General features: G+C 41.2%; 17 protein-coding genes and 1 tRNA gene. 11 read left to right on the top strand and 7 right to left on the bottom strand.

Annotation, left to right across the window (positions count from 1 at the left end):
• Window positions 1-88: 88 nt before the first annotated feature.
• Together LCH52_14515 and LCH52_14520 are read left to right on the top strand one after the other, a co-directional pair.
• A complete protein-coding gene (locus LCH52_14515; protein MCA0389698.1) occupies window positions 89-1,186 on the top strand; it encodes a VWA domain-containing protein in 1,098 nt (365 codons plus the stop codon).
• 8 nt (window positions 1,187-1,194) lie between these two features.
• Complete coding sequence (locus tag LCH52_14520) at window positions 1,195-2,703, top strand: magnesium chelatase (GenBank protein ID MCA0389699.1); 1,509 nt, start codon at window positions 1,195-1,197, stop codon at window positions 2,701-2,703.
• Between the two features lie 50 nt (window positions 2,704-2,753).
• Here the strand turns inward: LCH52_14520 and LCH52_14525 are convergent, their stop codons facing one another.
• The 3 genes from LCH52_14525 to LCH52_14535 all read right to left on the bottom strand — a co-directional run bounded on the left by LCH52_14525 (window position 2,754) and on the right by LCH52_14535 (window position 7,624).
• Window positions 2,754-3,917: a hypothetical protein gene (locus LCH52_14525; GenBank protein ID MCA0389700.1), complete on the bottom strand. Its 1,164-nt coding sequence runs from the start codon at window positions 3,915-3,917 to the stop codon at window positions 2,754-2,756.
• 196 nt (window positions 3,918-4,113) lie between these two features.
• Window positions 4,114-7,026, bottom strand: a complete 2,913-nt coding sequence (locus tag LCH52_14530) for a T9SS type A sorting domain-containing protein (protein MCA0389701.1) — start codon at window positions 7,024-7,026, stop codon at window positions 4,114-4,116.
• A gap of 28 nt (window positions 7,027-7,054) precedes the next feature.
• On the bottom strand, window positions 7,055-7,624 hold the full coding sequence (locus LCH52_14535) for a hypothetical protein (protein ID MCA0389702.1): 570 nt from the start codon (window positions 7,622-7,624) through the stop codon (window positions 7,055-7,057).
• 196 nt (window positions 7,625-7,820) lie between these two features.
• Between LCH52_14535 and LCH52_14540 the strand changes: the two genes are divergently transcribed.
• The 3 genes from LCH52_14540 to LCH52_14550 all read left to right on the top strand — a co-directional run bounded on the left by LCH52_14540 (window position 7,821) and on the right by LCH52_14550 (window position 12,356).
• Window positions 7,821-8,900, top strand: a complete 1,080-nt coding sequence (locus LCH52_14540) for a hypothetical protein (protein MCA0389703.1) — start codon at window positions 7,821-7,823, stop codon at window positions 8,898-8,900.
• A gap of 49 nt (window positions 8,901-8,949) precedes the next feature.
• Window positions 8,950-9,417 carry a Cys-tRNA(Pro) deacylase gene (ybaK, locus tag LCH52_14545; protein MCA0389704.1) on the top strand — a complete coding sequence of 156 codons (468 nt, stop codon included), beginning with the start codon at window positions 8,950-8,952 and terminating at the stop codon, window positions 9,415-9,417.
• Window positions 9,418-9,515: 98 nt separating this feature from the next.
• Entirely contained in the window at window positions 9,516-12,356 is a 2,841-nt protein-coding gene (locus LCH52_14550; protein ID MCA0389705.1) for a prolyl oligopeptidase family serine peptidase, read from the top strand.
• A 51-nt stretch (window positions 12,357-12,407) separates the two neighbouring features.
• Here LCH52_14550 and LCH52_14555 read toward each other — a convergent pair whose 3' ends face one another.
• The 3 genes from LCH52_14555 to hisS are packed head-to-tail and all read right to left on the bottom strand — an operon-like array spanning window position 12,408 to window position 16,579.
• On the bottom strand, window positions 12,408-13,379 hold the full coding sequence (locus LCH52_14555; protein MCA0389706.1) for a pyridoxal-phosphate dependent enzyme: 972 nt from the start codon (window positions 13,377-13,379) through the stop codon (window positions 12,408-12,410).
• Between the two features lie 21 nt (window positions 13,380-13,400).
• A complete protein-coding gene (locus LCH52_14560) occupies window positions 13,401-15,002 on the bottom strand; it encodes an aromatic amino acid ammonia-lyase (protein MCA0389707.1) in 1,602 nt (533 codons plus the stop codon).
• Between the two features lie 23 nt (window positions 15,003-15,025).
• Window positions 15,026-16,579: a histidine--tRNA ligase gene (gene hisS, locus LCH52_14565; GenBank protein MCA0389708.1), complete on the bottom strand. Its 1,554-nt coding sequence runs from the start codon at window positions 16,577-16,579 to the stop codon at window positions 15,026-15,028.
• 109 nt (window positions 16,580-16,688) lie between these two features.
• On the opposite strand from hisS, the gene LCH52_14570 reads away from it, so the two are divergent.
• Both LCH52_14570 and LCH52_14575 read left to right on the top strand, forming a co-directional pair.
• Window positions 16,689-17,336, top strand: a complete 648-nt coding sequence (locus tag LCH52_14570; GenBank protein ID MCA0389709.1) for a hemolysin III family protein — start codon at window positions 16,689-16,691, stop codon at window positions 17,334-17,336.
• Between the two features lie 197 nt (window positions 17,337-17,533).
• Window positions 17,534-19,306 carry a T9SS type A sorting domain-containing protein gene (locus LCH52_14575; GenBank protein ID MCA0389710.1) on the top strand — a complete coding sequence of 591 codons (1,773 nt, stop codon included), beginning with the start codon at window positions 17,534-17,536 and terminating at the stop codon, window positions 19,304-19,306.
• Between the two features lie 49 nt (window positions 19,307-19,355).
• On the opposite strand, the gene LCH52_14580 is transcribed toward LCH52_14575, so the two are convergent.
• Window positions 19,356-19,429, bottom strand: a tRNA-His gene (locus tag LCH52_14580).
• Between the two features lie 251 nt (window positions 19,430-19,680).
• Here LCH52_14580 and LCH52_14585 point away from each other — a divergent pair.
• Genes LCH52_14585 through LCH52_14600 form a run of 4 tightly spaced genes read left to right on the top strand, consistent with a single transcriptional unit; the run spans window position 19,681 to window position 22,333 of the window.
• Window positions 19,681-20,103: a hypothetical protein gene (locus LCH52_14585; protein ID MCA0389711.1), complete on the top strand. Its 423-nt coding sequence runs from the start codon at window positions 19,681-19,683 to the stop codon at window positions 20,101-20,103.
• Window positions 20,100-21,239, top strand: coding sequence for a histidine kinase (locus LCH52_14590; GenBank protein ID MCA0389712.1), 1,140 nt, complete (start codon window positions 20,100-20,102; stop codon window positions 21,237-21,239). Before LCH52_14585 ends, LCH52_14590 begins: the two co-directional genes overlap by 4 nt.
• A 31-nt stretch (window positions 21,240-21,270) precedes the next feature.
• Window positions 21,271-21,909: a radical SAM protein gene (locus tag LCH52_14595; GenBank protein MCA0389713.1), complete on the top strand. Its 639-nt coding sequence runs from the start codon at window positions 21,271-21,273 to the stop codon at window positions 21,907-21,909.
• Between the two features lie 4 nt (window positions 21,910-21,913).
• Window positions 21,914-22,333 carry a 6-carboxytetrahydropterin synthase gene (locus tag LCH52_14600; protein ID MCA0389714.1) on the top strand — a complete coding sequence of 140 codons (420 nt, stop codon included), beginning with the start codon at window positions 21,914-21,916 and terminating at the stop codon, window positions 22,331-22,333.
• Window positions 22,334-22,336 lie beyond the last annotated feature (3 nt).

Genomic DNA, 22,336 nt, shown 5'->3' on the forward strand with positions numbered 1-22,336 from the left:
CGCGAAGGGCAGCTTTTTTTTTAATCCGGTTTTTAAGTGTTACAACACTCAATATGAACCATTCTTTTCCCTGTGGTGTTAGAATTGTATGAACGGATTTAGATTTACAAAATACATTCCCCCGTCTATTGATGAGGCACGCTTCGAAAATCTTCTCAAGATTTTCCTCCAGCTTCTTACCATGACTTCAGGCGATGTCAGCGAGGCTCTCAATTGGATGAACCAACTTGACAGACGATACAGATTAACTTCTGATTCCTACGGTATGGGTGATTTTATTTCTGATTTGAAATCGAATGGATTTCTGAATGAAAACCCTGTCTCCGGTAATCTTACTCCCTCCGCGAAATCTGAAAAGACTATAAGAAAACAATCGTTGGAAGAAATTTTCGGCAAACTAAAAAGAGGAAATGTGGGTAACCACAGGACTCCCTTCAACGGACCGGGTGATGAACTGACCTCTGACAGACGGGAATTTCAGTTTGGCGATACTCTTGACCAGGTCGATATGACCGATTCCATTAAAAATGCTCAAATAAATCACGGACTCGATGATTTCAGACTAACGGAGAATGATCTGGAAATTCAGGAAAAGGATTTCAAGGCAGCCACCTCCACAGTGCTAATGATCGACATATCTCATTCCATGATTCTCTATGGCGAAGATCGTATTACACCCGCCAAGAAGGTCGCAATGGCGCTTGCTGAACTGATTACCATCAAATATCCTAAAGACACTCTGGATATCATAGTGTTCGGAAATGATGCCAGACCGGTTTCAGTTAAAGATCTCCCCTGGCTCCAGGTGGGACCATATCACACAAACACGGTTGCCGGACTTCAACTCGCGATGGAGATTCTTAAAAGAAGAAAAACTTCCAACAAACAAATATTTATGATCACAGATGGAAAACCGACCTGCCTCAAAGTTGGTATCAAATATTATAAAAACAGCTTTGGGCTTGACAGAAAAATTGTTAATAAAACTTTGGATCAGGCTGCAATAGCTAAAAAACGAGGCATACCGATAACCACCTTTATGATCGCCTCTGACCCTTATCTCCAGCGGTTTGTGCGAGAGTTTACTGAAGTAAATCAGGGCAGGGCTTTTTACAGCGACTTGAATGGTCTTGGGCAGTTTGTCTTTGAAGACTTCATCAGAAACAGAAGAAAAAATTTACGGTAAAGGACTTTATGAACTATAATATTGAAGAGATTAAAACTTTTCGTGACCTGAAAAATTCCGGTTACAAATCAAAAACCATCAAAGATGAAATGAGGAGTAATCTCATTGCTTCTCTCTCGAACGGGCAGGAATATTTTGGTGAAATTCACGGTTATGAAGAGACTGTAATCCCTGATCTCAAAAGGGCGATTCTTTCCAGACACAACATCTTGTTGCTTGGTCTAAGAGGTCAGGCAAAAACCAGAATAGCAAGAACATTGGTGAGGCTCCTCGATGAGTATATCCCCGTGATCAGAGGGAGTGAACTGATGGATGATCCGTTCAACCCTGTTTCAACCTACGGGAAGTCACAAATAGTCACGCATGGAGATGATACTGAAATTCAATGGATTCACCGCGATCAAAGATATACTGAGAAACTCGCCACACCTGATGTATCGGTTGCAGATCTGATCGGGGATGTCGATCCCATAAAAGCCGCTTCACTGAAACTCCCCTATTCTGATGAAAGAGTAATTCACTACGGCTTGATTCCCCGTTCGCACAGGTCAATCTTTGTAATTAACGAACTTCCCGATCTTCAGGCAAGAATCCAGGTGGCTCTCTTTAATATTCTTCAGGAAGAGGACATTCAGATAAGAGGATTTAAAATGAAACTTCCTCTCGATATTCAGTTCATTTTTACAGCAAACCCTGAAGATTATACAAACAGAGGTTCGATCGTCACCCCGCTGAAAGACAGAATTGACAGTCAGATCATAACTCACTACCCGAGAAGCATCGCTGTATCAAAAAACATCACTAAACAGGAAGCAAGGCTTCACGAACAGCAGGCATCAGAAATCGTCTGCTCACCGCTTCTGGAGGATCTGGTTGAACAGGTGGCGTTTGAAGCCCGAAAGAGTGAATATGTTGATGAAAAGAGCGGGGTGTCAGCACGACTCACCATTTCAAGTTATGAAAATCTGTTCAGTTCTGCCGAACTGAGACGACTTGTAAACTCTGAAAAAAGTGCTGTCGTTCGAATAGGTGATCTCTTCAACACAATCCCTTCAATCACAGGTAAAGTTGAACTGGTTTATGAAGGCGAACAGGAAGGTCCCTCCACGGTTGCCCATCTGCTGATTTCTAAGGCAATAAGAACAGTTTTCGAGCAATACTTCCCTTCACCCGAAAAAAACGGGAAAAATGAAGACGGAAAGAAAGCATATGCAAAAGTACTTGACTGGTTTTCAAAAGGAAATACTCTCGATTTGATCAGTGATTCTTCACAAAAAGAATATGAGAATTCGATTCTTAAAGTGGATGGACTGATGGAACTTGTTAGGGAATTTGTTGCCGGTATCAGCAAACAGGAACAATTTATCTTTGCTGAGTTCCTGCTTCACGGAATGTGCGAATTTTCCCTTATCAGCAGGTTTAACTTGACCGGGAAATTCGAATTCAAAGACATGTTGTCTTCCATGTTTACTTTGGACAACCTTGATGAAGATGAATTTGACGAAGACAAATTTTAATCTGATTTAAAACTAAAAAGGCTGTCTGATCATGACAGCCTTTTTTATTGTTATTTATCTTTTCGAAGCTTGAGTACCACGAACCGTTTCTCCCTGTCAGTGGCAAATTCCTTTATGGAATCGGTAATTTCTTCGTGAGAGCCGGTTTCATCTTTTGGTTTCGAAGTGAATTCCTCCCTCTTTTTTTCCAGAAATGAGGAGAAAATTGATTTATTTTCGTCTCTCTCAACATTTCCTTGGGATCTTCCTGAAACCTGTGTGGTTTGAAACTTGCTTTTCGGTCTGCCCTGTCCAACGACCTGGAATCTTGCACTCTTTTGATCTGTCGATCCGGGAGTAATATCCGCCTGGGTTGTCGTGTTCGGTCTCTCTCCCTGCAGATGCACTCTCTTACTCGCCTGATATGGGTCGTAATTATCGTCTTCTTCGAATAAACCGGTGGTTTTCCTTCCCCACGCAAGGGTTACCATCCCTTTTCTGTCGACAGTGTTCCTCTCCCCGGTTTGTTTTTCGCCCGTTGTGAAGGCAGGAGGTCGATCGGTTGTATTTTTATCAACAGTATTTTTCTTGTTAAAACTTAGGTCCATCGAAGTAAGTGCTTGGAATTTCGATCTTGTCGTTGGCTGATCCGGTTTCGTTTGCTCCGGTTTGGGGTGCTCTGCCTTCGGTGAGTCAAATGTTTCATTGGTGGCAAGATTTATCACCCTGTCAAAATCTATTTCATCAAAAGCACACAGCAATTCTGCAAACGATCTGTCATTTTGGTACTGAACCTCGGTCGCTTCAAGATCAAAACTGTATGACTCCTCAAAATCTGATAATCCATCCACCACACCCCGGGACTGGAGTCCGACCTGTTGGATTCTGAACCGAAGATCAGGGTCATCATTCAGAAAACCATTATCTTCCATCTCTTTAATACAGTAGATAGGGTCAAAATAGATAACTTCTCTTGAATTGTTCACAATAACCTGTTGACCGTACTTCACATAATTAATATCGAAATCATCAAGATTTGTCAACAACCTGTACGCAATAACCGTTTTCGGTTGCATATCATTAATGTAACCACAAACTTCGTTATAATGCAGTCGAATCGGGTTGTTAATACCGATATTTCTTCTGATCATTCGAAAATTGTTTTCTAAATTAAAGCGATTCTCAGAATAAATGAGAATATCACTTCCATCGCCGCGCGTTGTCTCTAATATCATTGTTAGACCGGTAGTTCAGATTCTGTTAATTGAAAGGAATAATTTATGGTTTTTCAACCGTAAACTTAACACTTTTTCAAACCTCAATATAATATTTTTGAGTTACATTTTTTGTCGTTAAGTTGATCATATTGAAAATAAAAAGCCCGAATAATTAAATCCGGGCTTTAATCACTATCTCATTTTTTACAGATACTTACTTGAGAAGTACCATTTTCTTTATTTCACCAAACGAATTACCATCAATTGTGTTGGCTTTTAACTCATAGAAGTAAACACCGCTTGAGAGTTTCGCACCAGCCACATCGTCTGCATTCCAGTAGAGTGAATAACCACCCGCGTTGTTAAATCCTTCATAAAGAACTTTTACCACTTCACCTAACAGGTTGTAAACAGTAATCTTAACATTAGCTGCTTTAGGGAGTGTATATTCAATCTTTGTTGTCGGATTAAATGGATTTGGATAGTTCTGTCCGAGTGAAAATGCTCCGGGCATGGTTGTGGTTGTCTTAATATCGGTCAGTGTGCCGTTGTAATTGAACGACAAGGACGCCATATTGACAATCCCGGTCGAACCAACCAGGGTGCCTGTACCGGTTAATGGATTTATCTGAATCAGATCGGTAGCCTGATTATTAGTCCCCTTCAATCCAAAAAAACCACCTTCTTTATCGAACTCGATATCAAATATTGCACCACCAAAGCCGGTGTAACCCAGTCTCGTAGTGTCACCGGTTGACTGATTAATCTTGAAAATCATATCCTTCGGTGAACCAAGTGCACGATAGAGGGATGCGTACAGCTCATTCGTCTGAGGATGAAAAGCGATACTTAAAACAGGAGCAGTCGTGGTGAATCTTTCTGTGAAAGATGAATCCGATAAACCCACCTTATAGATTTTACCCGATCTCTGCGAAGCATACAAATTCCCGGATGTATCGAATGCAATACTTCCCAAATCTGTAATACCGGCTTTAAATAAAGTATGGGCATCTCCACCCGTAGCGTTCAACCTGACGATTTCCTGCGGAGTGGTGTTCCTTAAACCGTAAATAACTTTACTCTTTGGGTCGACAGCGATGCTAATAAAAAGGTTTTTTGTTGTAGCGCCGATTTCAGTTGGAACGGCATTTCCTGTCCTTAGATAGAAAAGCCTGTTATTGTCTGTTCCACCGGAAACCGAGTACATTGCCTTTTCGTTGGCTGCTGCTATCTGATAACCATTCGCAGTAACAGCAACACCTTTCAATCCGGTCTCATTCGATCTGATAAAAAGAGTATCTGCAATCGGTCCTAAATTAACAGGTTTGGCACTCAGTTCCACTTCAATCGTTCTGTTGGGATCGAGAGTAAATGGATATGAGAGATTTGTGTTCAGAATAAAATTACCTGAACCAAAGTACATCGAATCTATTACGATACTTTGTGTGCCGAAACTTGTGAGCTTAAACCTGTCAGGGAGACTGGTTTTGTTTTGCTCAACCTCACCAAAATTCAAGATAGCTTTATCAACGAATCCTTTTGGACCATCGAAGGGAGCGATTCGCAGGATACCTGTCCATGTACTCCAGGTATTTGATGCTGATGCATATTCTGTAAACAGGACAAAATCAGTCAGATTTTCCGGATCAGCCCAGATACCCATATAATCACCCCAGCGATTTCTGGTACCGCCAAATGTTTTCACATAATTGGCTTTACCTGTCTGGAGCGGGGCACTATAAGTAAAATTGGTTTCATTTGCGAATTTTGACGAGTAGAATGCACCCGCATACTCGGTATCACCCGAGCGTGCGAAAGTTGCGGCGGCATTATCAAATTTATCAACAGCTATTGCTCCGAAGTAATACCATAAACCACTTGCTCCGAGTACCGACTGCTCTGCTACAGTGCTTGTGGCAGTGTTAATTTTAACATAGTGGAGAGCCGAATAGCTGGATGCACTCGGATTTGTTATGGTGTGTATTGACCAGATTTTACCATCTCTGAAAATCGGTTCATCCTGAAGCTGGGCACCGTTTGTGGAAAGCAACGGAGAACCTCCCCCGAGCTGATTTGCATTAGGTGGTGAACTGTAGCTGATTGTCGGGACCATCGAACCTCTGAGCACCGGATTAGTCAAAGGATTCTCTATCCAGTAGAGCGCAAACGCATTACCGCCATTGGGGGCATGAAGAAAATAGTATTTTGTCGGGTCGTGTGTGTAGGCAATAGTAGGTCTTATATGAAATATAAATTGCTGAGTTGGACCCGGTGAGGGATACTTGATACCATAGATATCGTTCCATGTAATTGTTGCATTGGCATCATTGGAATAAAGCGCTGATTTAGGGTAAATCCTGATCTTTGCATAGTTAAATGCACTTGCAAATGAGAACTGGTTACCCGAAACATACACTGCATCATCATCGAAGCCCACACCCTGATAATCCATCCAGTTGTTTGATGGAACATCACCGTTCACATCCGAACGAATGGCATAGTTGTACCATGTACCGGTCGGAATGGAATCATCCGAAACCGAGATGAGATGATAGCCTCTTGCAGGATTGTCATTCTGATCGAGCCAAACCATTACCCATTTTTTGTCAAAATGGTCATAAATCACTTTTGGATCGAACGCACCGGGTGAAGAGAGGGTTGTCGCATACCAGGCATCAGCATTAATTCTCTTAAGAAGGTTGCCGTTCTTGTCGAAAATTCCAAAATCACTGTTGACAGTTGCAACAATGTATCCTGCTCCAACGGCAACATGTGGATCGGGTGGAATCGAGTTTGTCTGGGTCAATCCCTGAAAACTCTTTAACATCAGTGCTTTTGTCGTGTCGATTGCATCTTTTCCTGCATTCGAGTCTTCAACATAGTATTTTATTGCTTCATACATGTCGTCGTATTCTTTTATGAATACAGGGCTTGCATTGTAATCAACCTTGTTTCTTATGGTTTCCGGCTTGGGGAAACTGTTCGAAGGTGTTAAGCCAAAATTGTTTGTATTGACTACGACTCCTCCGGTCTTGGAACCTGCGGCAGGTCCATTATAAGCCTGACCAAGGACAAGAGTCGAGGTTAATACCAACAACATTAGTGAAAAAAGAATGTTTCTTATCACTTTTATCTTCTCCAATTATTTAAAAATTTTATTTCTGACCGGCTTTCCATCCCTTGTACTGATTCAACAGTTCAATTGATGTGGTGTCGCTGCTAACTGTAGTGGAAAACTGGAACTCTTTGCTTCCTGAGGGCCATTTTATTATCTGTGGTCCACCATTTTCTCCAAGATATTTTCCATTGGATGAAAGATATGTCTCTGATAAAAATCCACCCATTGAATAATATACTGGAGCGCAATTACAATCTTTTTCGGCAAGGAAAGAGATTTCTGTAATATCGTTAAACTTGAATTTCACCAGACCGTTCAACTTGCCGTTTTCTTCGATCAATTCCTTGGATATAACCTGAAGAGACGGATTTTCGTCTTCAAATTTTGTCCCTTTCACATATTCATCTATCAATTCAGCGAAATCCTTTAGCGAGACATCTGTTTCACCATCTTTTGCGGATTTTATGTTGTTGAACTTGATCCAGCCCTCTCCCGAGCCATCTTTTGAAATTTTATAGTAATATTCTTTTGTATCTACCGTCAAACACCCTGTAAAGAAAACGGTTAAAAGAGCGAGTAAAACAAGTTTCAATGAAAAAGATTTCATTTAAATCTCCTTTGGGGACTAAAAGTTTATTGGGATTTTGAAAAAGTGGATATATAGACCTCAAAATATGAAAATATAATTGGATTTCAAACATTAAAATTATGACCGAACCATTCCTTGAAATCAGGCGTAACAGAGAATGCTGTGAGTGAACTCACATAAACCACGGGTTACTCCTTCACCGTGCCTGAAAGTGATGTTCAACAAAAATACCACTCCGGTCAGGAAGTATATTGCTTTCGAATTTTTAATAAACTTTAATCGTACTATGAAGAAACTCTTTTCAAAACCATTCAAAATATTTTTGTTGCTGGTTACGCTTCTGGCAACAGCCGAGATATCCTACATAAACCAATGGATAAATCCTCATTCTGGTACTTTTGACAAACTGAATCCGGAATCAGAGATTGCACCGGGCGGTAAAAGAAAGACCATTCTCGTTCTCGGTGATGAAATCAGTGCGAACCCACAAAGTTATGTAGCGATGCTCAGAAAAAATCATCCGGACTACAGAATTATAAACGGATCTGTACCGAATACAGGAGCGATTGAAGCATCTTTTATCGGTGAAAAATTGATAAAAGAATATGACCCTGACATTCTGGTTTATCAGATGAATCCGGCAAATGACTTGTATGATCTCAGAAAAGGTCAGGACTTGTCCGAAGCAAACCTGGTCGGAAGTGTTACAAACCTACTGACCGACAAAGTTAGAATTTTGAACTACATATTTTACACACTGTCAAGAACAGCTACTGAAATGGGCGGGAATGCCTTTGCGGCGCTCGAACCGCAGAACCTGATTCAGAACCAAAACATCTCATTCAAGCCCCTCACGGGAAAATCATTCGAAAAGCAAAACGGTCTGGTGGAAAACTCCACTCTGTTAAAATCGGGAAGAAACATCGACTTTGAGGAAGCACTGACCCGCCTTAATACACTTTTCTGCTGGTTAAAGAAGGGTGCCACTGTCCTGTTTCTCATTACGCCACATTGTTCTTGGATTGACAAATATTATGTTGACAACATGTTGAAGGCAGGAAACTTTGTCTCGAATGATTTTGCAAATTATTCCGGAACCTATCCAATTATAAAAAAAATAAAAGAATACTCATTTTCATTGCAAAAAGTAAAAATTGTTGATCCCACTTTAATGTTGCGCTTCTACGATATCCCTGAAAAGCGTCTTTTTAATATCTCTTCAAGTGACATGAACAAATACGGTCATGAGGTTTTGGCTTCCACTTTGTCAGGGTACATTCGACAGACATTCTGAATTTAATTCTGATTCCTATTTTTGAATTGTAAAAATCCAGGAATTTCCGATGTCAAAAACGAATGCCGTGAGAATTCTCGAATCGAGGGCAGTCCCCTTCAGCCTGATCAATTATGAAGTTTCGGAGGATGAACTTGACGCACTCTCAGTAGCAAAAAAAACAGGCTTGGATCCCGATTCCGTTTTCAAGACCCTTGTAGCTCGAAATGAGGCAAACTCACTCCTCGTGTTTGTTATTCCCGGTTCATGCGAACTGGACCTTAAAAAAGCAGCGAAAGCCTCGAGATCCAAAAGAATTGAAATGGTGAAGGTGAAAGAACTGTTTGAACTCACCGGTTACATCAGAGGAGGCTGCTCTCCTGTCGGCATGAAAAAAAATTTCCCCGTCTTCATCGACGAGACCTCACAACTTTTTGAAAACATCTCAATAAGTGCCGGTGTAAGAGGCACACAGATTATTATAAACCCCGGTGATCTCATAAATACAATCGCTGCCACTTCCGCAGATCTTATATAATTAAAATTAATTTTCTCTTCCCTCGCTAATAACTTGGTAAAATACCTTAAATTGTGTTGTTTTTTTTCAAAAATAACTCATAATCTCACCGGTATCATATGTCAAAATACTCAGCAATTTTCTTTTTACTCCTTATTGGAGCCGGTCTTCCTGTTTTGCAGGCACAGTCCAAAAAACAGCTCGATCATTCCGTTTATGAAATATGGAAGCGAATTGAGCAACCACAAATATCCAAAGATGGAAATCTGGTTGTTTTCGAAGTAAATCCACTCCGAAAAGATGGCAATCTCTCCATCTACAGGAAAAAAGATGACAGAACTGTTTTTGTCCCAAAGGGAAAGGGAGCAAAAATTACTCCTGCAAGTGAGCTGGTCGTCTTCTCGATAAAACCCGGATATGACACTCTAAAATCAGCAAATCTTAAAAAGGTGAAGAAGGATGACCTGCCGAAAGATTCCCTGGGCATTTACATAACATCCAAGGACACTCTCGTCAAATTTGCCGATATAAAATCATTCAAACTCCCCGAAGAATCAGAAGGATGGCTTGCAGTTCACTTTGACAAGCTAAAAAAGCCAAAGGAAGAGAAAAAGGCAAAAGATTCGTCGAGTGTTAAAGACACTTCATTGTTAAAGGATACTTCAAAAATCGCCAAGGAGAAAGAACCTAAACCTTCCAAAGGTAAAAAAGACGGCACCGATCTCCTCCTTTTTAATCCTCTTAAAAATCTCGAATTCAGATTTTCTAATGTGGATGATTATAGTGCGGACAAATCCGGATCCCGTTTTGCTTTTATCTCTATGGTAAATGACTCGGTGGACACAGTATATGTTGTGAGGTTCAATACTCAAACCCTGAAGGGTGACACAATTATACTAAACGGATCCGTCAAATCTTCCGTCCTGTCTGACGACGGGAAAAGACTCGCCTTGCTGTTTTCTCCCGATACGGCATCGGTGAAGAATTATAATCTTTATCTTTTGAATGACAACGATAAGACATTTTCCGTCCTGATCGACTCAGTAAACGCAGCACTTCCTGCAGGATACAGAGTATCTGCAAATTATGATCTCAATTTTTCCGATTCCGGTGAAAGACTCTTTTTCGGGATAGCAAAGGCACTCCAGGTTGAGCCTGATGAAACACTGCTTGATGAGGAAAAACCAAATGTCGAGGTTTGGGGCTGGAATGATCCGCTCATCTACACTCAACAAAACTTTGAACTCAACCGTGAAAAGAAAAAAACTTTCCTTTTTGTCTGGCACATTAATAAGGGAAAAGCTGTACAACTGACTGACTCTCTCATGGAAAGCGTCTCTTTCTCAAGATATTTTGATAACAGGTTCGCTTTAGGTACATCGGGCGTTCCGTATAAAAAATTGATTTCGTGGGACGACGGCTATTCCGATCTCTATTCAGTGGATATTACTTCCGGAGAACGAAAGCTGATAAAGAAAAAACAAAGTCAGCTTAACACCATTTCACCAAACGGCAAATTTATCGTTTGGTATGAAGAGTCTGATTCTTCCTACTATTCTTACGACAATGAGAGTGGATCAACCGCAAAAATTTCAAGTGGCATCACCGATGCTCTTTTTGATGTGGAGAACGATGTCCCTGATCAGCCTTCAGCATACGGAACCGGTGGCTGGACCGAAGATGATAAAAATCTTTTGATTCATTCCCGCTATGATGTCTGGATGGTCGATCCCCGCGGGAACGATAAGCCTGTCAGACTGACTTCAGGAAAAGAATCAAACACCGTTTTCCGTACCCTCGACCTTGACAGGGAACTCCCCTATTTCAGTGAAAACGGCACACTCTACTTCACTGTTTTTAACAAAACTTCCAAAGAGAGTGGATATGCAAAATATCAACTGAAATCAGATAAAACTGCACAGATTCTTTTTATTACTCCAAATGGATATGGAACGATTGCCAAAGCCAAAAACAGCGATGATTTTCTCATAAACAGAGAATCTTCTAAGGAGTCGCCTAATCTCTACCATTCCAAAGGACTTTCTCCTGACCTCAAGAGAATTAGCGATATAAATCCACAACACCAGGAATGGCTCTGGTCTGATGTACAACTTGTAAAATACTATTCAATCGATGGAAAACCTCTCGAAGGACTCCTCTATCTCCCCGAAAATCTGGATAAATCAAAAAAATATCCGATGATGGTTTATTTCTACGAAAAGAGCTCTGATAATCTTAACAGATACTGGACGCCCTCCCCCAGCAGATCGATCATAAATCCTGCTTTTTATGCAAGCAACCAGTATGTAGTCTTTATCCCTGATATCGTTTATGAGGAAGGATATCCCGGTAAAGGAGCATATAATTGTATAGTTGGCGGCACACTATCAATGCTTGAGCAGTTTCCTTTTATCGATCGTGAAAACATCGCTCTTCAAGGACAAAGCTGGGGTGGATATCAAACAGCATTTTTGATTACACAAACGAATCTTTACAAAGCTGCAATGGCAGGCGCACCTGTCTCAAATATGACAAGTGCTTACGGTGGAATCAGGTGGGGTTCCGGTCTTGTCCGTCAGTTTCAGTACGAGAAAGGTCAGAGCAGAATTGGTGCTTCACTCTGGGAAAAACCTGAACTCTATATTGCAAACAGTCCGCTCTTCTTTCTTGACAGAGTGCAGACTCCCCTCCTGATAATGGCAAACGATAAAGATGATGCTGTGCCATGGTATCAGGGTATTGAACTCTATGCCGGCTTGAGAAGGCTCGAAAAACCGGTCTGGATGCTCAACTACACCGGAGATGTACATAATCTTAAGGAGTCTAACTGGGGAAACAGAGTGGATTTAAGTATCAGAATGCTTCAATTCTTCGATCACTACCTGAAAGGTGCACCAGCACCTAAATGGATGACCGAAGGGATCAGAGCAATCGATAAAGATAAAATTCGCGGTTATTAATAATCAGTTGTGAATCAGGAGGGTAAGGTTATCATAACCTTGCTTTCCTGATTAATTTTCGAAATCCCCGCGCAACAATTCATACTTCGGAAACCTCTCGATAAATCCTGTTTTCCCCTGCAGTCCTCCGGTGTGGTAAACTAAAACTCTGTCATTCTCCTTGAAAAACCCGTTTTTCGAAAGATCCGATACTGCAAAGAGGACTTTTCCGGTATAAACTGGATCGAGTTCAATCTTCTGTTCATCCTGAAAATCGACGATAAACTGCAGAAGTTGTCCGGTTGTTTTCGCATAACCCCCAAAATGAAAACCGTCGATGACGCTTAGATTATCGAAATGCCCAACACCCTCCTCAGCTATGGTTTTCTTAAGATTATCAATGACATAGTGGTGATCTCTTAATACAGGAATCGAGAAGAATTTTGTGTGATGGTTTTTGCCTTCCCATGCTGCCAAAAGGTTTCCACCGAGGGTTCCTCCCGAACCTGTCGCCATCACGATGTAATCAAATTCTGTGGCATCGGAAGGCAGCATTTCTGAAGCACCAAGATACCCCAATCTGTTGCTTCCCCCCTCAGGTACAAAATAAAAGCCTCCAAAGAGAGTGCGAAGTCTATCGATGTAATTTTCAGAATACCTTTCCCTGTACTCACTTCGACTGACGAAGTGAAGTTTCATTCCGAATGATTCAGCTTCGCGTAGAGTGTGGTTTAGAGGATCAGTCCTTTCCCCTCTGATAACTCCAATTGTCTTCAGACCAAAGATTTTGCCTGCTCCTGCAGTAGCGTGAATGTGGTTTGAGTAGGCACCACCAAAAGTCAGAAGTGAATCCTTCCCCTGATCAAGGCACTCAATTATGTTCCTTTTAAGTTTGAACCATTTGTTACCCTGAAGGACAGGATGCGTTTTATCGAATCTCTCAATAAAAATATTGCCGGTTGGAAAGAGCTCGCTTTTTACGACCGGTGTCCGGGGAACCGAATAATTCTCAAAGAACTGCTTTATTTCTGAAGTGGTTGGCATCAGAGTCCGGGCAACTTCAATTTAGTCGTTATTGGTAAATGCACGATTCGAGATAAATTGTCTGAGAGACTCAATTTCGGTACCAAGATAGGTATCGCCATCCGGAAGTGGAAGAATCTCATTTAGTTGCTCGAATAATTTTGCCGTACCTTCACCCAGTCTGCACAAATCGCCCGTAAGATATCCCTCTTTGTTGTTCGTCATCTGCAAACCTCTCAAGGCACATAAAATCTCAACCGCCAGAACGGTTTTCAGATTTTCCAAAACCTTCAGCAAATGAACGACACCAACACTTCCCATCGAAACAAAATCCTCCTGACCGGCAGAGGTCGAGATGGACATAACAGAAGCGGGATTTGAAAGCACTCTGTTCTCCCCCGCTCTTGAAGCTCCCGAATATTGTGCGAGCATGAGACCCGAATCACCTTTTTCAGGCGAAATTGCGAGATTGGAAGGGAGACCAAAACTCAGGTTTTTGCTGAGCATCGAAAACGACCGCTTGTCTGATATCAGTGAAAGTGAAGTAAAAGAAAGCTTCAGGTAATCAATTACATTTGCCAGTGGTTGACCATGAAAGTTGGAACCGGAGTGAAAAACCAGTGAATCGCCATCAAGTTCAAACAAAGGATTGTCCGTGACCGAATTTATCTCTATTGTGAGGACTTCATCAAACCTCTGTAAGGCTTCCATAGCAGCTCCGTGCACCGGAGGAACTGATCTGAAACAATATCTGTCCTGCACTCTCTCTGTGGCTGAGGCTAAATCCTGCCCCTTGAACTGAATTTTTTGTGCTTCCACTGTTGTTCGTTTTGATCCCTTCAATAGTCCCCTTATCTCCGCGGAAACTCCCACAAGTCCTTTATGCTCTCTTTTGGAAGCAAGGAAACCGCTGAAGGCATCTTTTTCACCTCTTATCGCTTCGAGTGAAAGAGCGGCTGCCAAGTTACTTGTTTTTAACAGGTTACGAGCTTCAATCGATGCAAATACTGAGTTTGCTGACATAAAATTAGTTCCGTTTGTCAAACCCATCGCCTCTTTGAATCCCAATTTAACCGGATGAAGACCGGCGCTTTTCAGTGCATCAGGAGCTGTCAAAAGTTCCCCTTTGTACCATGCTTTTGCTTCAGGAAGTCCAATCATTACACCCGCAATCATAGCCAAGGGAACCAGATCACCACTTGCTCCGACCGATCCTTCTGTAAATACCAATGGTATAACTCCGGCGTTTAACATCGACTCAAGCATTCCGACAGTTTCAATCGACATAGCTGAGACACCATGCGCAAACGAGTTGAGTCTGATTATCATCATTGCTCTGACTATTTCCGGTTTCAGCGGATCACCAGTGCCACAACTGTGCGATTTAATATATTTAATCTGAAACTCTTCTGCATCCTGAGGAGAAATATAGGTGTCCTTCAAATTTCCAACACCCACATTTACACCATAAATTTTCTGAAGTGGATTTTCAGTGATCTGCCTTAAAAGCCTTTCACGACATTTTATGATGGCAAGCCGGGCTTCCTCTGTCAACAAAACCTTTAACGGTTTCACGGAGGCATCATAAACTTCTTCGATTGTTAATGAGTGCCCGTCCAAATAAAGGATATTATTCTTAGTCATTCTCTTCTCTCCCGTAATCCCTTCTACCTGTTTAACATTTGTTTTACTGTCGCAACAAGATCTTCACGCAACACTTCTTTTTGGACTTTTTGTTTCCACTCTTCCTTGTTCGTGATTGAGTCAGACATCTCTTTCCCGAGAGCAAGATCCCTGACAGTTACTACACCTTTGGCAAATTCGTCACTTCCAAGAAGCAGACATACAGGTGAATCCATTTTATCAGCATAACCGAGTTGTTTTTTCAATCCCCGCTGTGCACCATAGTAAACTTCTGTGCTGATTCCTGCATTTCTGAGTTCAGCAGCGATTTTTTGATATTCACCCATGAGTTCATCATCAAACACGGTGACAAGAACAGATGATTTCGATTTAATATCAGAATAACCCGACAACACCAGCAATTCACAGAGCCTGTCAACTCCTATGGATGCACCCGCAGCCGGCACCTTGATACCGAGCAGTCTTTCAACCAGCCCGTCGTATCTGCCGCCACCACATATCGAACCCACTTTTCTTGTATTACCTTTTGAGTCTTCAAATGTAAGCAGGGACTCTACTTCATACACAGGTCCTGTGTAATATCCCAATCCTCTCACAATTGAAGGAGAAAATAAAACTCTGTTCTCGTCAAATCCGGCGGATGAGAGAAGCATCTCAATCTTTTTTAACTCTGCCAGACCTTCTGCAAATTTTTCATTTGCTCCACCCAGTCCTTCAAGTTCCGCAAGAATTTCCGCTCTTCCACGGTCCTCGGTGAATCTTTCGAAATAACCGGCAATTCCTTTCACAACCGATTTGTCAATTCCCAAGCCCGGAATGAATGCACCCGAGGAATCTTTTCTCCCCTCTCCGAGTTCGGCTGTAATTCCCTGAACTCCGACTTTATCTATCTTATCGATGATTCTTAATACATTTGCCTCAATTGCTTCACCTTGAATTCCCAGGGATTCCAAAAATCCGGAAAGTATTTTTCTGTCGTTAACCTTCACCAAATAAGAATCTCTTGTTAGACCTATCGCCTCCAGTGCATCTGAAAGTATCATACATGACTCTGCATCGGTTGCCACATCTGCTGTACCGACAGTATCAAAATCGAGTTGCCAGAACTCCCTGAATCTTCCAGGATCAAGTTTCGCTTCAAATCTGTAAACAGGTCCGTATTGATATCTTTTGAATAAAGGGGCGTTTTTGGTCGTCAACTGCCCTTTAATCGATTGAAGAAACAACTCCTCTGCATACATTCTTGCCAAAGGGGCAGTAAGATCATACCTCATTGCGATGTGGTGGTTATCCATTATTACAAAATCGGACTCATCCCTCAATTCACTCCCGTCATCTTTGTAAACAGGCTCTGTCTCAGGGTTCCTGAATGAATATACACCCTCCGCAACTGTTTCTTTGTCGGGGAGATATTTCCCAAGATTCTCAGCATATTCAAGAATCGGAGTATCCCAATGCCTGAATCCGTAAAGCTCGTAAACCCTTCCGGCTTTTTCTACCACATTCTTTCGTAATTCATTTAATTTTGGCTCAATATCTCTGAAACCTTTAATTTTTCGGGGAATCATTCCATTCATTTTCTATCCGGGTTTTCTAAAAATTATAAATTTAAATTTACGAAAAAGTTATCATGTTGATCCATTTTGTATTTTTGAAGTGTCATTCATAAATATTACGAGACAGATTTTGAATCTCTATAGCAAATTGCGAGAACCGGTAAATGGACTTACTCATTTCCTGGGTGTAGTTCTTGCCCCAATTGCACTTTTTCTGCTTTTGAATCGCGAGCAACCCGGCGTTACAGGTACGCATATTGTTGCATTTTCAATTTTCTGTGCATCCCAGTTCTTCCTTTTCCTTGCCAGTACACTCTATCACTCGATTCCTGCATCTGACAAAAAACTTGTGGTTCTGAGAAAAATCGACCATATAATGATTTTTGTATCAATAGCAGGTTCTTATACACCTGTATGTTTAATCACTCTTGGAGGTACCCTCGGGTATGTAACGCTGGGAGTGGTCTGGACGATAGCTCTCGCAGGTTTTTTCATTAAGGTTTTTTGGTTGCATGCGCCCAGAAAACTGTATACAGCAATCTACCTCGCAATGGGGTGGCTCGTGATTCTGGTTATCTATCCTCTTTACAATGCAATGCCGGAAGGAGGAATGTTCTGGCTGATTCTGGAAGCGGTTTTTTATACGACCGGTGCTGTCATCTACGCATTCAAGAGACCTGATCCATTCCCCGGAATATTGGGATTTCACGAAATATTTCACATCTTCATCCTGTTGGGGGCATTCTCCCACTTTTATCTTTTGCTCAAATTCGTGTGATATTTGTAAACTCACCGGTTATTTGTAGTGTCTTTTATTGGCTGCCTCCAGGAAAAACAAGTTTTCGATAAAAATTTATTGATTTTTTATCCTAAATCAGTATCATTTTTGACTGAATCTTGTTTTTTCCAATTCTAAATCGTATTTTCCACACTTTAATAGAAATATTTCATTAATCAATCTCATAAGAGGTTAGCATGCGTAAATTTTACTCCCTTTTCTTTTTCATGTGTCTCTCACTCCTCGCCTTTTCTCAGGATTTGCGCGTCGAGAAACCTGTTCTTACACCCGACAATAACGGAGAGTGGGAACATGATTATACAATAATTTTTGGTACACCGCTTTCAAATATGTCTGGTGTTCAAACTTCAAATGGTGATATTTATATTGCCATTAATGATACAAACTCAACAGCCAATTTAGGACTCATAATTGCAAAATCCACGAGCGGTGGGATAAGTTGGGCTACCATCACCGGTGTGACCAACCGTACAAAATATGAGAAAATCAAACTTGTTAAAAGTTCTCAAGATTCAGTTTACTGCTTCTTTCAGATTGGCTACAGCGTTTACAGTTGGAATATAAATTCATCGACAATCAATCCCGTTATGGTTCCGGGTGCCTACAGATCTTTTGATGTGGAAGTGACTTCAACCAATTCAATCTATGTTGTTTTGGATTCACTTGCCACCAATAATCTCGTGCGTTATGCATCTCTTGACTACGGTTACAACTGGGGTAACAGAGGAAGTATATCTTCAGCAGCTGCTCTCCCCGTCCTCTCTAAATCGGTAAGTGGTGATACATTGTTTCTCAATTATATAGGACCCGTACTCGCTGATACAGCCACCTCAGTCATAAGAGGGGTCAGATATCGTGAAACATCACCAGGCATTGTTGCTTCTGCAACTTTCCAGGATGTAGCAACTGGTACTTTTCCGAAATACGAATATAAAACGGTCGCCGGCAACGGCATTGCCTGGTTCGTTTATACGAAGGTGGATGGAAGTTCACAACTTTGGGCGAGACAGAGTACTGACGGAGGCTTGACATATGGTGCTGAATTCAGGGTGAATCCAAATGAAACAGTAAATCAGTACGGATTTGATCTTAAAGCAAAATTGCCTGCCGGAAACGGATTCAGTTTTATATATCATGCTGACAGTGCTCAGGTCGGACCTGCCACTTCTGTAACTGATAAAATCCAATTTGGAACTGCTCTCCAGTCCGGTTCTACATTTCCGTCTTTTACACAGATAAATCAGGTTCCTGCGGTTTACTCAAGTGATAACTGTAAACCAATTATTGTAGAGCTTCCTTTTTACAACAGTACCGGGGTTGCATTTTTAGGTAATTCGGTGGGATCAAACAGAGTTTTCTGGAACGCATTTCACCTGGTTCCCGTTGAATTGACATCTTTTTCTGCAGATGTTTACGCAAATAAAGTCGTTCTAAACTGGTCAACTGCTACAGAAACCAACAACCGCGGATTTTCAGTTGAGAAAAAGACTACCGGGAACTGGGAAAAAATCGGATTCGTAAACGGAAACGGCACAACGACAAAGACTCACAGTTACTCATTTATTGATAATGACAACACTGCCGGAAAGGTTTACTACAGACTGAATCAGATCGATTTGGACGGTACAAGTTCTTTTTCAAAAGTGGTGGAAGTCGATCTTTCCACACCCAACGATTACAGTCTGAGCCAGAATTTCCCGAATCCGTTTAACCCTTCAACCTCAATTAAATTTGCATTGAAGGTGGATTCAAAAGTAAATCTGAAATTATACAACCCGCTCGGTCAGGAAGTAATGAACATTCTTTCTGACAACTATGCAGCAGGAAACTACAATATTTCTGTAAATGCATCAGGTTTGAACAGTGGTGTTTATTTCTACACTTTGGAAGCAAGCGGAGTGGATGGAAGCAAATTCACCTCCACGAAAAAAATGATTCTGATGAAATAGATCAATTATTTAAAACAAAAAAGGCTGCCTCGATGGCAGCCTTTTTTTGTACCGTTGATAGGATTCGAACCTATGGCCTTCTGAGCCACAGTCAGACGCTCTAACCAACTGAGCTACAACGGCAGAATTTAGTCTGCAAATATACCAATTTTATCGATTATTTCAAAAACTTCCGGCTGCCGGATCAAAATTCTTTCAAACTTTTTTCGCTCATTCAATGTTTCTGAATGATATTTTTCTTATCAGTGCCGGAATTGTTTCCGGTCTGATCTTCCCCATCACATAAATTCCTCCTGTTATTTCACTGCCTGATACCTGTCGTAAATCATTAATTTTAATGCTTCTTTTTATCTCCGTATATTTAGGGTCTGAAAATGAAAAATTTCGCAATTGGCTTCTTCGCCCTGTTACTCTTCTTTTGTTTTGTTTCCTGCGAATCACCACGACTTGTATTTCCTGATCTGGACTTTGGAGTAGTTATTGATTCGTCAGATGTCAAATTGTACCAGTCGGGTAAAAGGGATTCACTCGATCTTATTGTTCCCGGTGACAGAATAAAAGCCCAGGACAGCATCGTTATTTTATTCTCTTCAACGCAGGAATTCTATTTTTCCTCTCAGGCAACTGTAAAAATGTTTGTTGAAAGGAATCTGGATTTCGGAGATGAGACGATTGTAAACATGACTGATCATTATTCAATTTCCAAAATAAATGATTCACTCGTAGTGAAAAGAAGTGCGACAAACATCATTTTCGCATCTGAAAAGACTCAATCCATAACATGGCACAAAAAATGAACCGCTTAAAATTTACTCTACTGTTTACAATTATTCTCTTCTCTCTCAATTTCGCTCAAATTAAAATAAAAATGATCGTTAAGGCTGAAGGAGTTGAGAACAGCGAATCAGTATATATCGCCGGAAACCGGCAGGAAATCGGAAACTGGAATCCGGGTGCAACTAAATTCTTTAAAGAACCAAACGGGAACTGGGTTTATTCGTTCACCATTCCGTCACCCGATCAACTTGAGTTCAAATTTACCAAAGGGAGCTGGAGTCAGGAAGCTGCAAATCCGGATGGAACCATCCCGGGAAACACAATTGCAAACGCAGTTAGCGATACAGTCCTTGAATTTAAAATTTGTTGCTGGAGCAAATCAGCCGGTACCGTTCCTTTTAAAGGACAAATTACCGGAAAGGTGGAGTACATAAAAGAACTCGGTGAAGGAAACATCCTTCCGAGGGATATAATCATTCTTCTGCCGGAAGGTTATGAAAAGTCTTCGGACCGCTACCCTGTTCTCTACATGCACGACGGACAAAATATCTTCGATCCCTCTACAGTTGGATTTGGAGTCGACTGGCAAATAGACGAGGCTATCGACTCACTTGTAAAACAGGGAAAAGTCGAAAAAATGATTATCGTCGGTATTTACAACAGCAAAAACAGACGGCCTGAGTACTCTCATTCAAAACTCGGCGAAGAATACATGAATTTTGTCGTTAAAAAAGTAAAACCTCTCATCGATTCCGTGTACAGAACAAAACCCGGAAGGGAGTTTACATACACGGCAGGTTCGTCGATGGGTGGACTTATCTCATTCATGCTGCTCTGGGAGCATAACGATGTTTTTTCAAAAGCAGGAAGTTTCTCACCCGCTCTCAAAATAGATATTTACGATTATGTCTCAATTGTAAAAAACACATCGAGCCCCAAAAGAAATTTCAAATTATATATCGACAACGGCGGAAAAGGACTTGAAGCCAAACTTCAACCGGGAATTGATGAAATGATCGCAACGCTTGAAGAACTTGGCTACAAATCCGGAGATGATTTTATCACTGTTTTTGATCCCGAAGCTGAGCATAATGAAAGCGCCTGGGCAAAAAGAATCCCAAATTTCTTAATTAAAATGTTCGGTACGACTAAATAACCCGTGAAAATTACTGATTAAACAGGATACCATGCTTAAAATAAATGAAATATATTTTTCAGTCCAGGGCGAGAGCACACACGCCGGACTTCCCTGTGTTTTTGTCAGACTCACCTGGTGCAACCTGAGGTGTACCTACTGCGATACTGAATATGCTTTTTATGAGGGAAAGGATATGAGCCTTGAGGATATCCTTGCTGAGGTGAAGAAGTATAATTGCGATATGGTTGAAATAACCGGTGGAGAGCCCTTGATTCAGAAGGAAGTGCTGCCCCTCATGGCAAATCTATGTGATTTGGGTTATAAAGTCCTCATTGAAACCGGTGGAAGCCTCCCGATCGAGAATATCGACCCGAGAGTTCATGTAATAATGGATTTAAAGTGTCCTTCAAGTAAAATGATGAAGAAAAACCGTTATGAAAATCTTCAATTTATCAAACTAATTGATGAATTAAAGTTTGTAATCGGAAGCCGGGAAGATTATGACTGGTCAAAAGAGATTATTAAGGAATACGACCTGCAGAATAAATGCGAGATATTGTTCTCTGTAGTATTTGAAAGTTTAAAACCGGTGGAGCTTGTCAACTGGATAATTGAAGACTCTTTGAAAGTGAGATTTCAACTGCAAATGCACAAGTTCATCTGGGATCCAAAGAAAAAAGGAGTTTAGAATAATGAAAGTATCAAAAAGTTTTCACTGGGAAATGGGCCACCGCCTCCCCTTCCATCAGGGCAAGTGCATAAATCTGCACGGTCATTCCTACAGGATGTTCCTCGAAGTGGATGGCGATCTCGATGAAAACGGGCTGGTTATCGATTTCTATGACCTGAAGAAAATAGTCAACCCGATAATTGAAGAGCTTGACCACTCATTCATGGTCTCATCACTTGATCCTGACCTGAAGAGCCTTCTCAGTTCTTTCCCGACAAAGAGGGTTGATGTCGACTTCCATTCATCAGTTGAAAATATTACAAAATATCTTCTCGACCGGATCGCCTCAAGCACTCTTCCCAAAAACATTCGTTCAATCACGGCTACAGTTTATGAAACTCAGGATGCTTATGCGCGTGATACAAGGGTTACAGGGAACTGAGAT

Source organism: Bacteroidota bacterium (genome assembly GCA_020161395.1).
Taxonomy (GTDB): Bacteria; Bacteroidota; Ignavibacteria; order Ignavibacteriales; family Ignavibacteriaceae; genus UTCHB3.

Excerpts from the sequence above, each read along its gene's own strand:
- LCH52_14585 (MCA0389711.1), top strand. The coding sequence starts at position 19,681 with ATGAAAAATTTCGCAATTGGCTTCTTCGCCCTGTTACTCTTCTTTTGT.
- LCH52_14515 (MCA0389698.1), top strand. The coding sequence starts at position 89 with ATGAACGGATTTAGATTTACAAAATACATTCCCCCGTCTATTGATGAG.
- LCH52_14560 (MCA0389707.1), bottom strand. The coding sequence starts at position 15,002 with ATGACTAAGAATAATATCCTTTATTTGGACGGGCACTCATTAACAATC.
- LCH52_14575 (MCA0389710.1), top strand. The coding sequence starts at position 17,534 with ATGCGTAAATTTTACTCCCTTTTCTTTTTCATGTGTCTCTCACTCCTC.
- LCH52_14520 (MCA0389699.1), top strand. The coding sequence starts at position 1,195 with ATGAACTATAATATTGAAGAGATTAAAACTTTTCGTGACCTGAAAAAT.
- ybaK (MCA0389704.1), top strand. The coding sequence starts at position 8,950 with ATGTCAAAAACGAATGCCGTGAGAATTCTCGAATCGAGGGCAGTCCCC.
- hisS (MCA0389708.1), bottom strand. The coding sequence starts at position 16,579 with ATGAATGGAATGATTCCCCGAAAAATTAAAGGTTTCAGAGATATTGAG.
- LCH52_14600 (MCA0389714.1), top strand. The coding sequence starts at position 21,914 with ATGAAAGTATCAAAAAGTTTTCACTGGGAAATGGGCCACCGCCTCCCC.
- LCH52_14590 (MCA0389712.1), top strand. The coding sequence starts at position 20,100 with ATGAACCGCTTAAAATTTACTCTACTGTTTACAATTATTCTCTTCTCT.
- LCH52_14540 (MCA0389703.1), top strand. The coding sequence starts at position 7,821 with ATGTTCAACAAAAATACCACTCCGGTCAGGAAGTATATTGCTTTCGAA.
- LCH52_14595 (MCA0389713.1), top strand. The coding sequence starts at position 21,271 with ATGCTTAAAATAAATGAAATATATTTTTCAGTCCAGGGCGAGAGCACA.
- LCH52_14535 (MCA0389702.1), bottom strand. The coding sequence starts at position 7,624 with ATGAAATCTTTTTCATTGAAACTTGTTTTACTCGCTCTTTTAACCGTT.
- LCH52_14525 (MCA0389700.1), bottom strand. The coding sequence starts at position 3,917 with ATGATATTAGAGACAACGCGCGGCGATGGAAGTGATATTCTCATTTAT.
- LCH52_14555 (MCA0389706.1), bottom strand. The coding sequence starts at position 13,379 with ATGCCAACCACTTCAGAAATAAAGCAGTTCTTTGAGAATTATTCGGTT.
- LCH52_14550 (MCA0389705.1), top strand. The coding sequence starts at position 9,516 with ATGTCAAAATACTCAGCAATTTTCTTTTTACTCCTTATTGGAGCCGGT.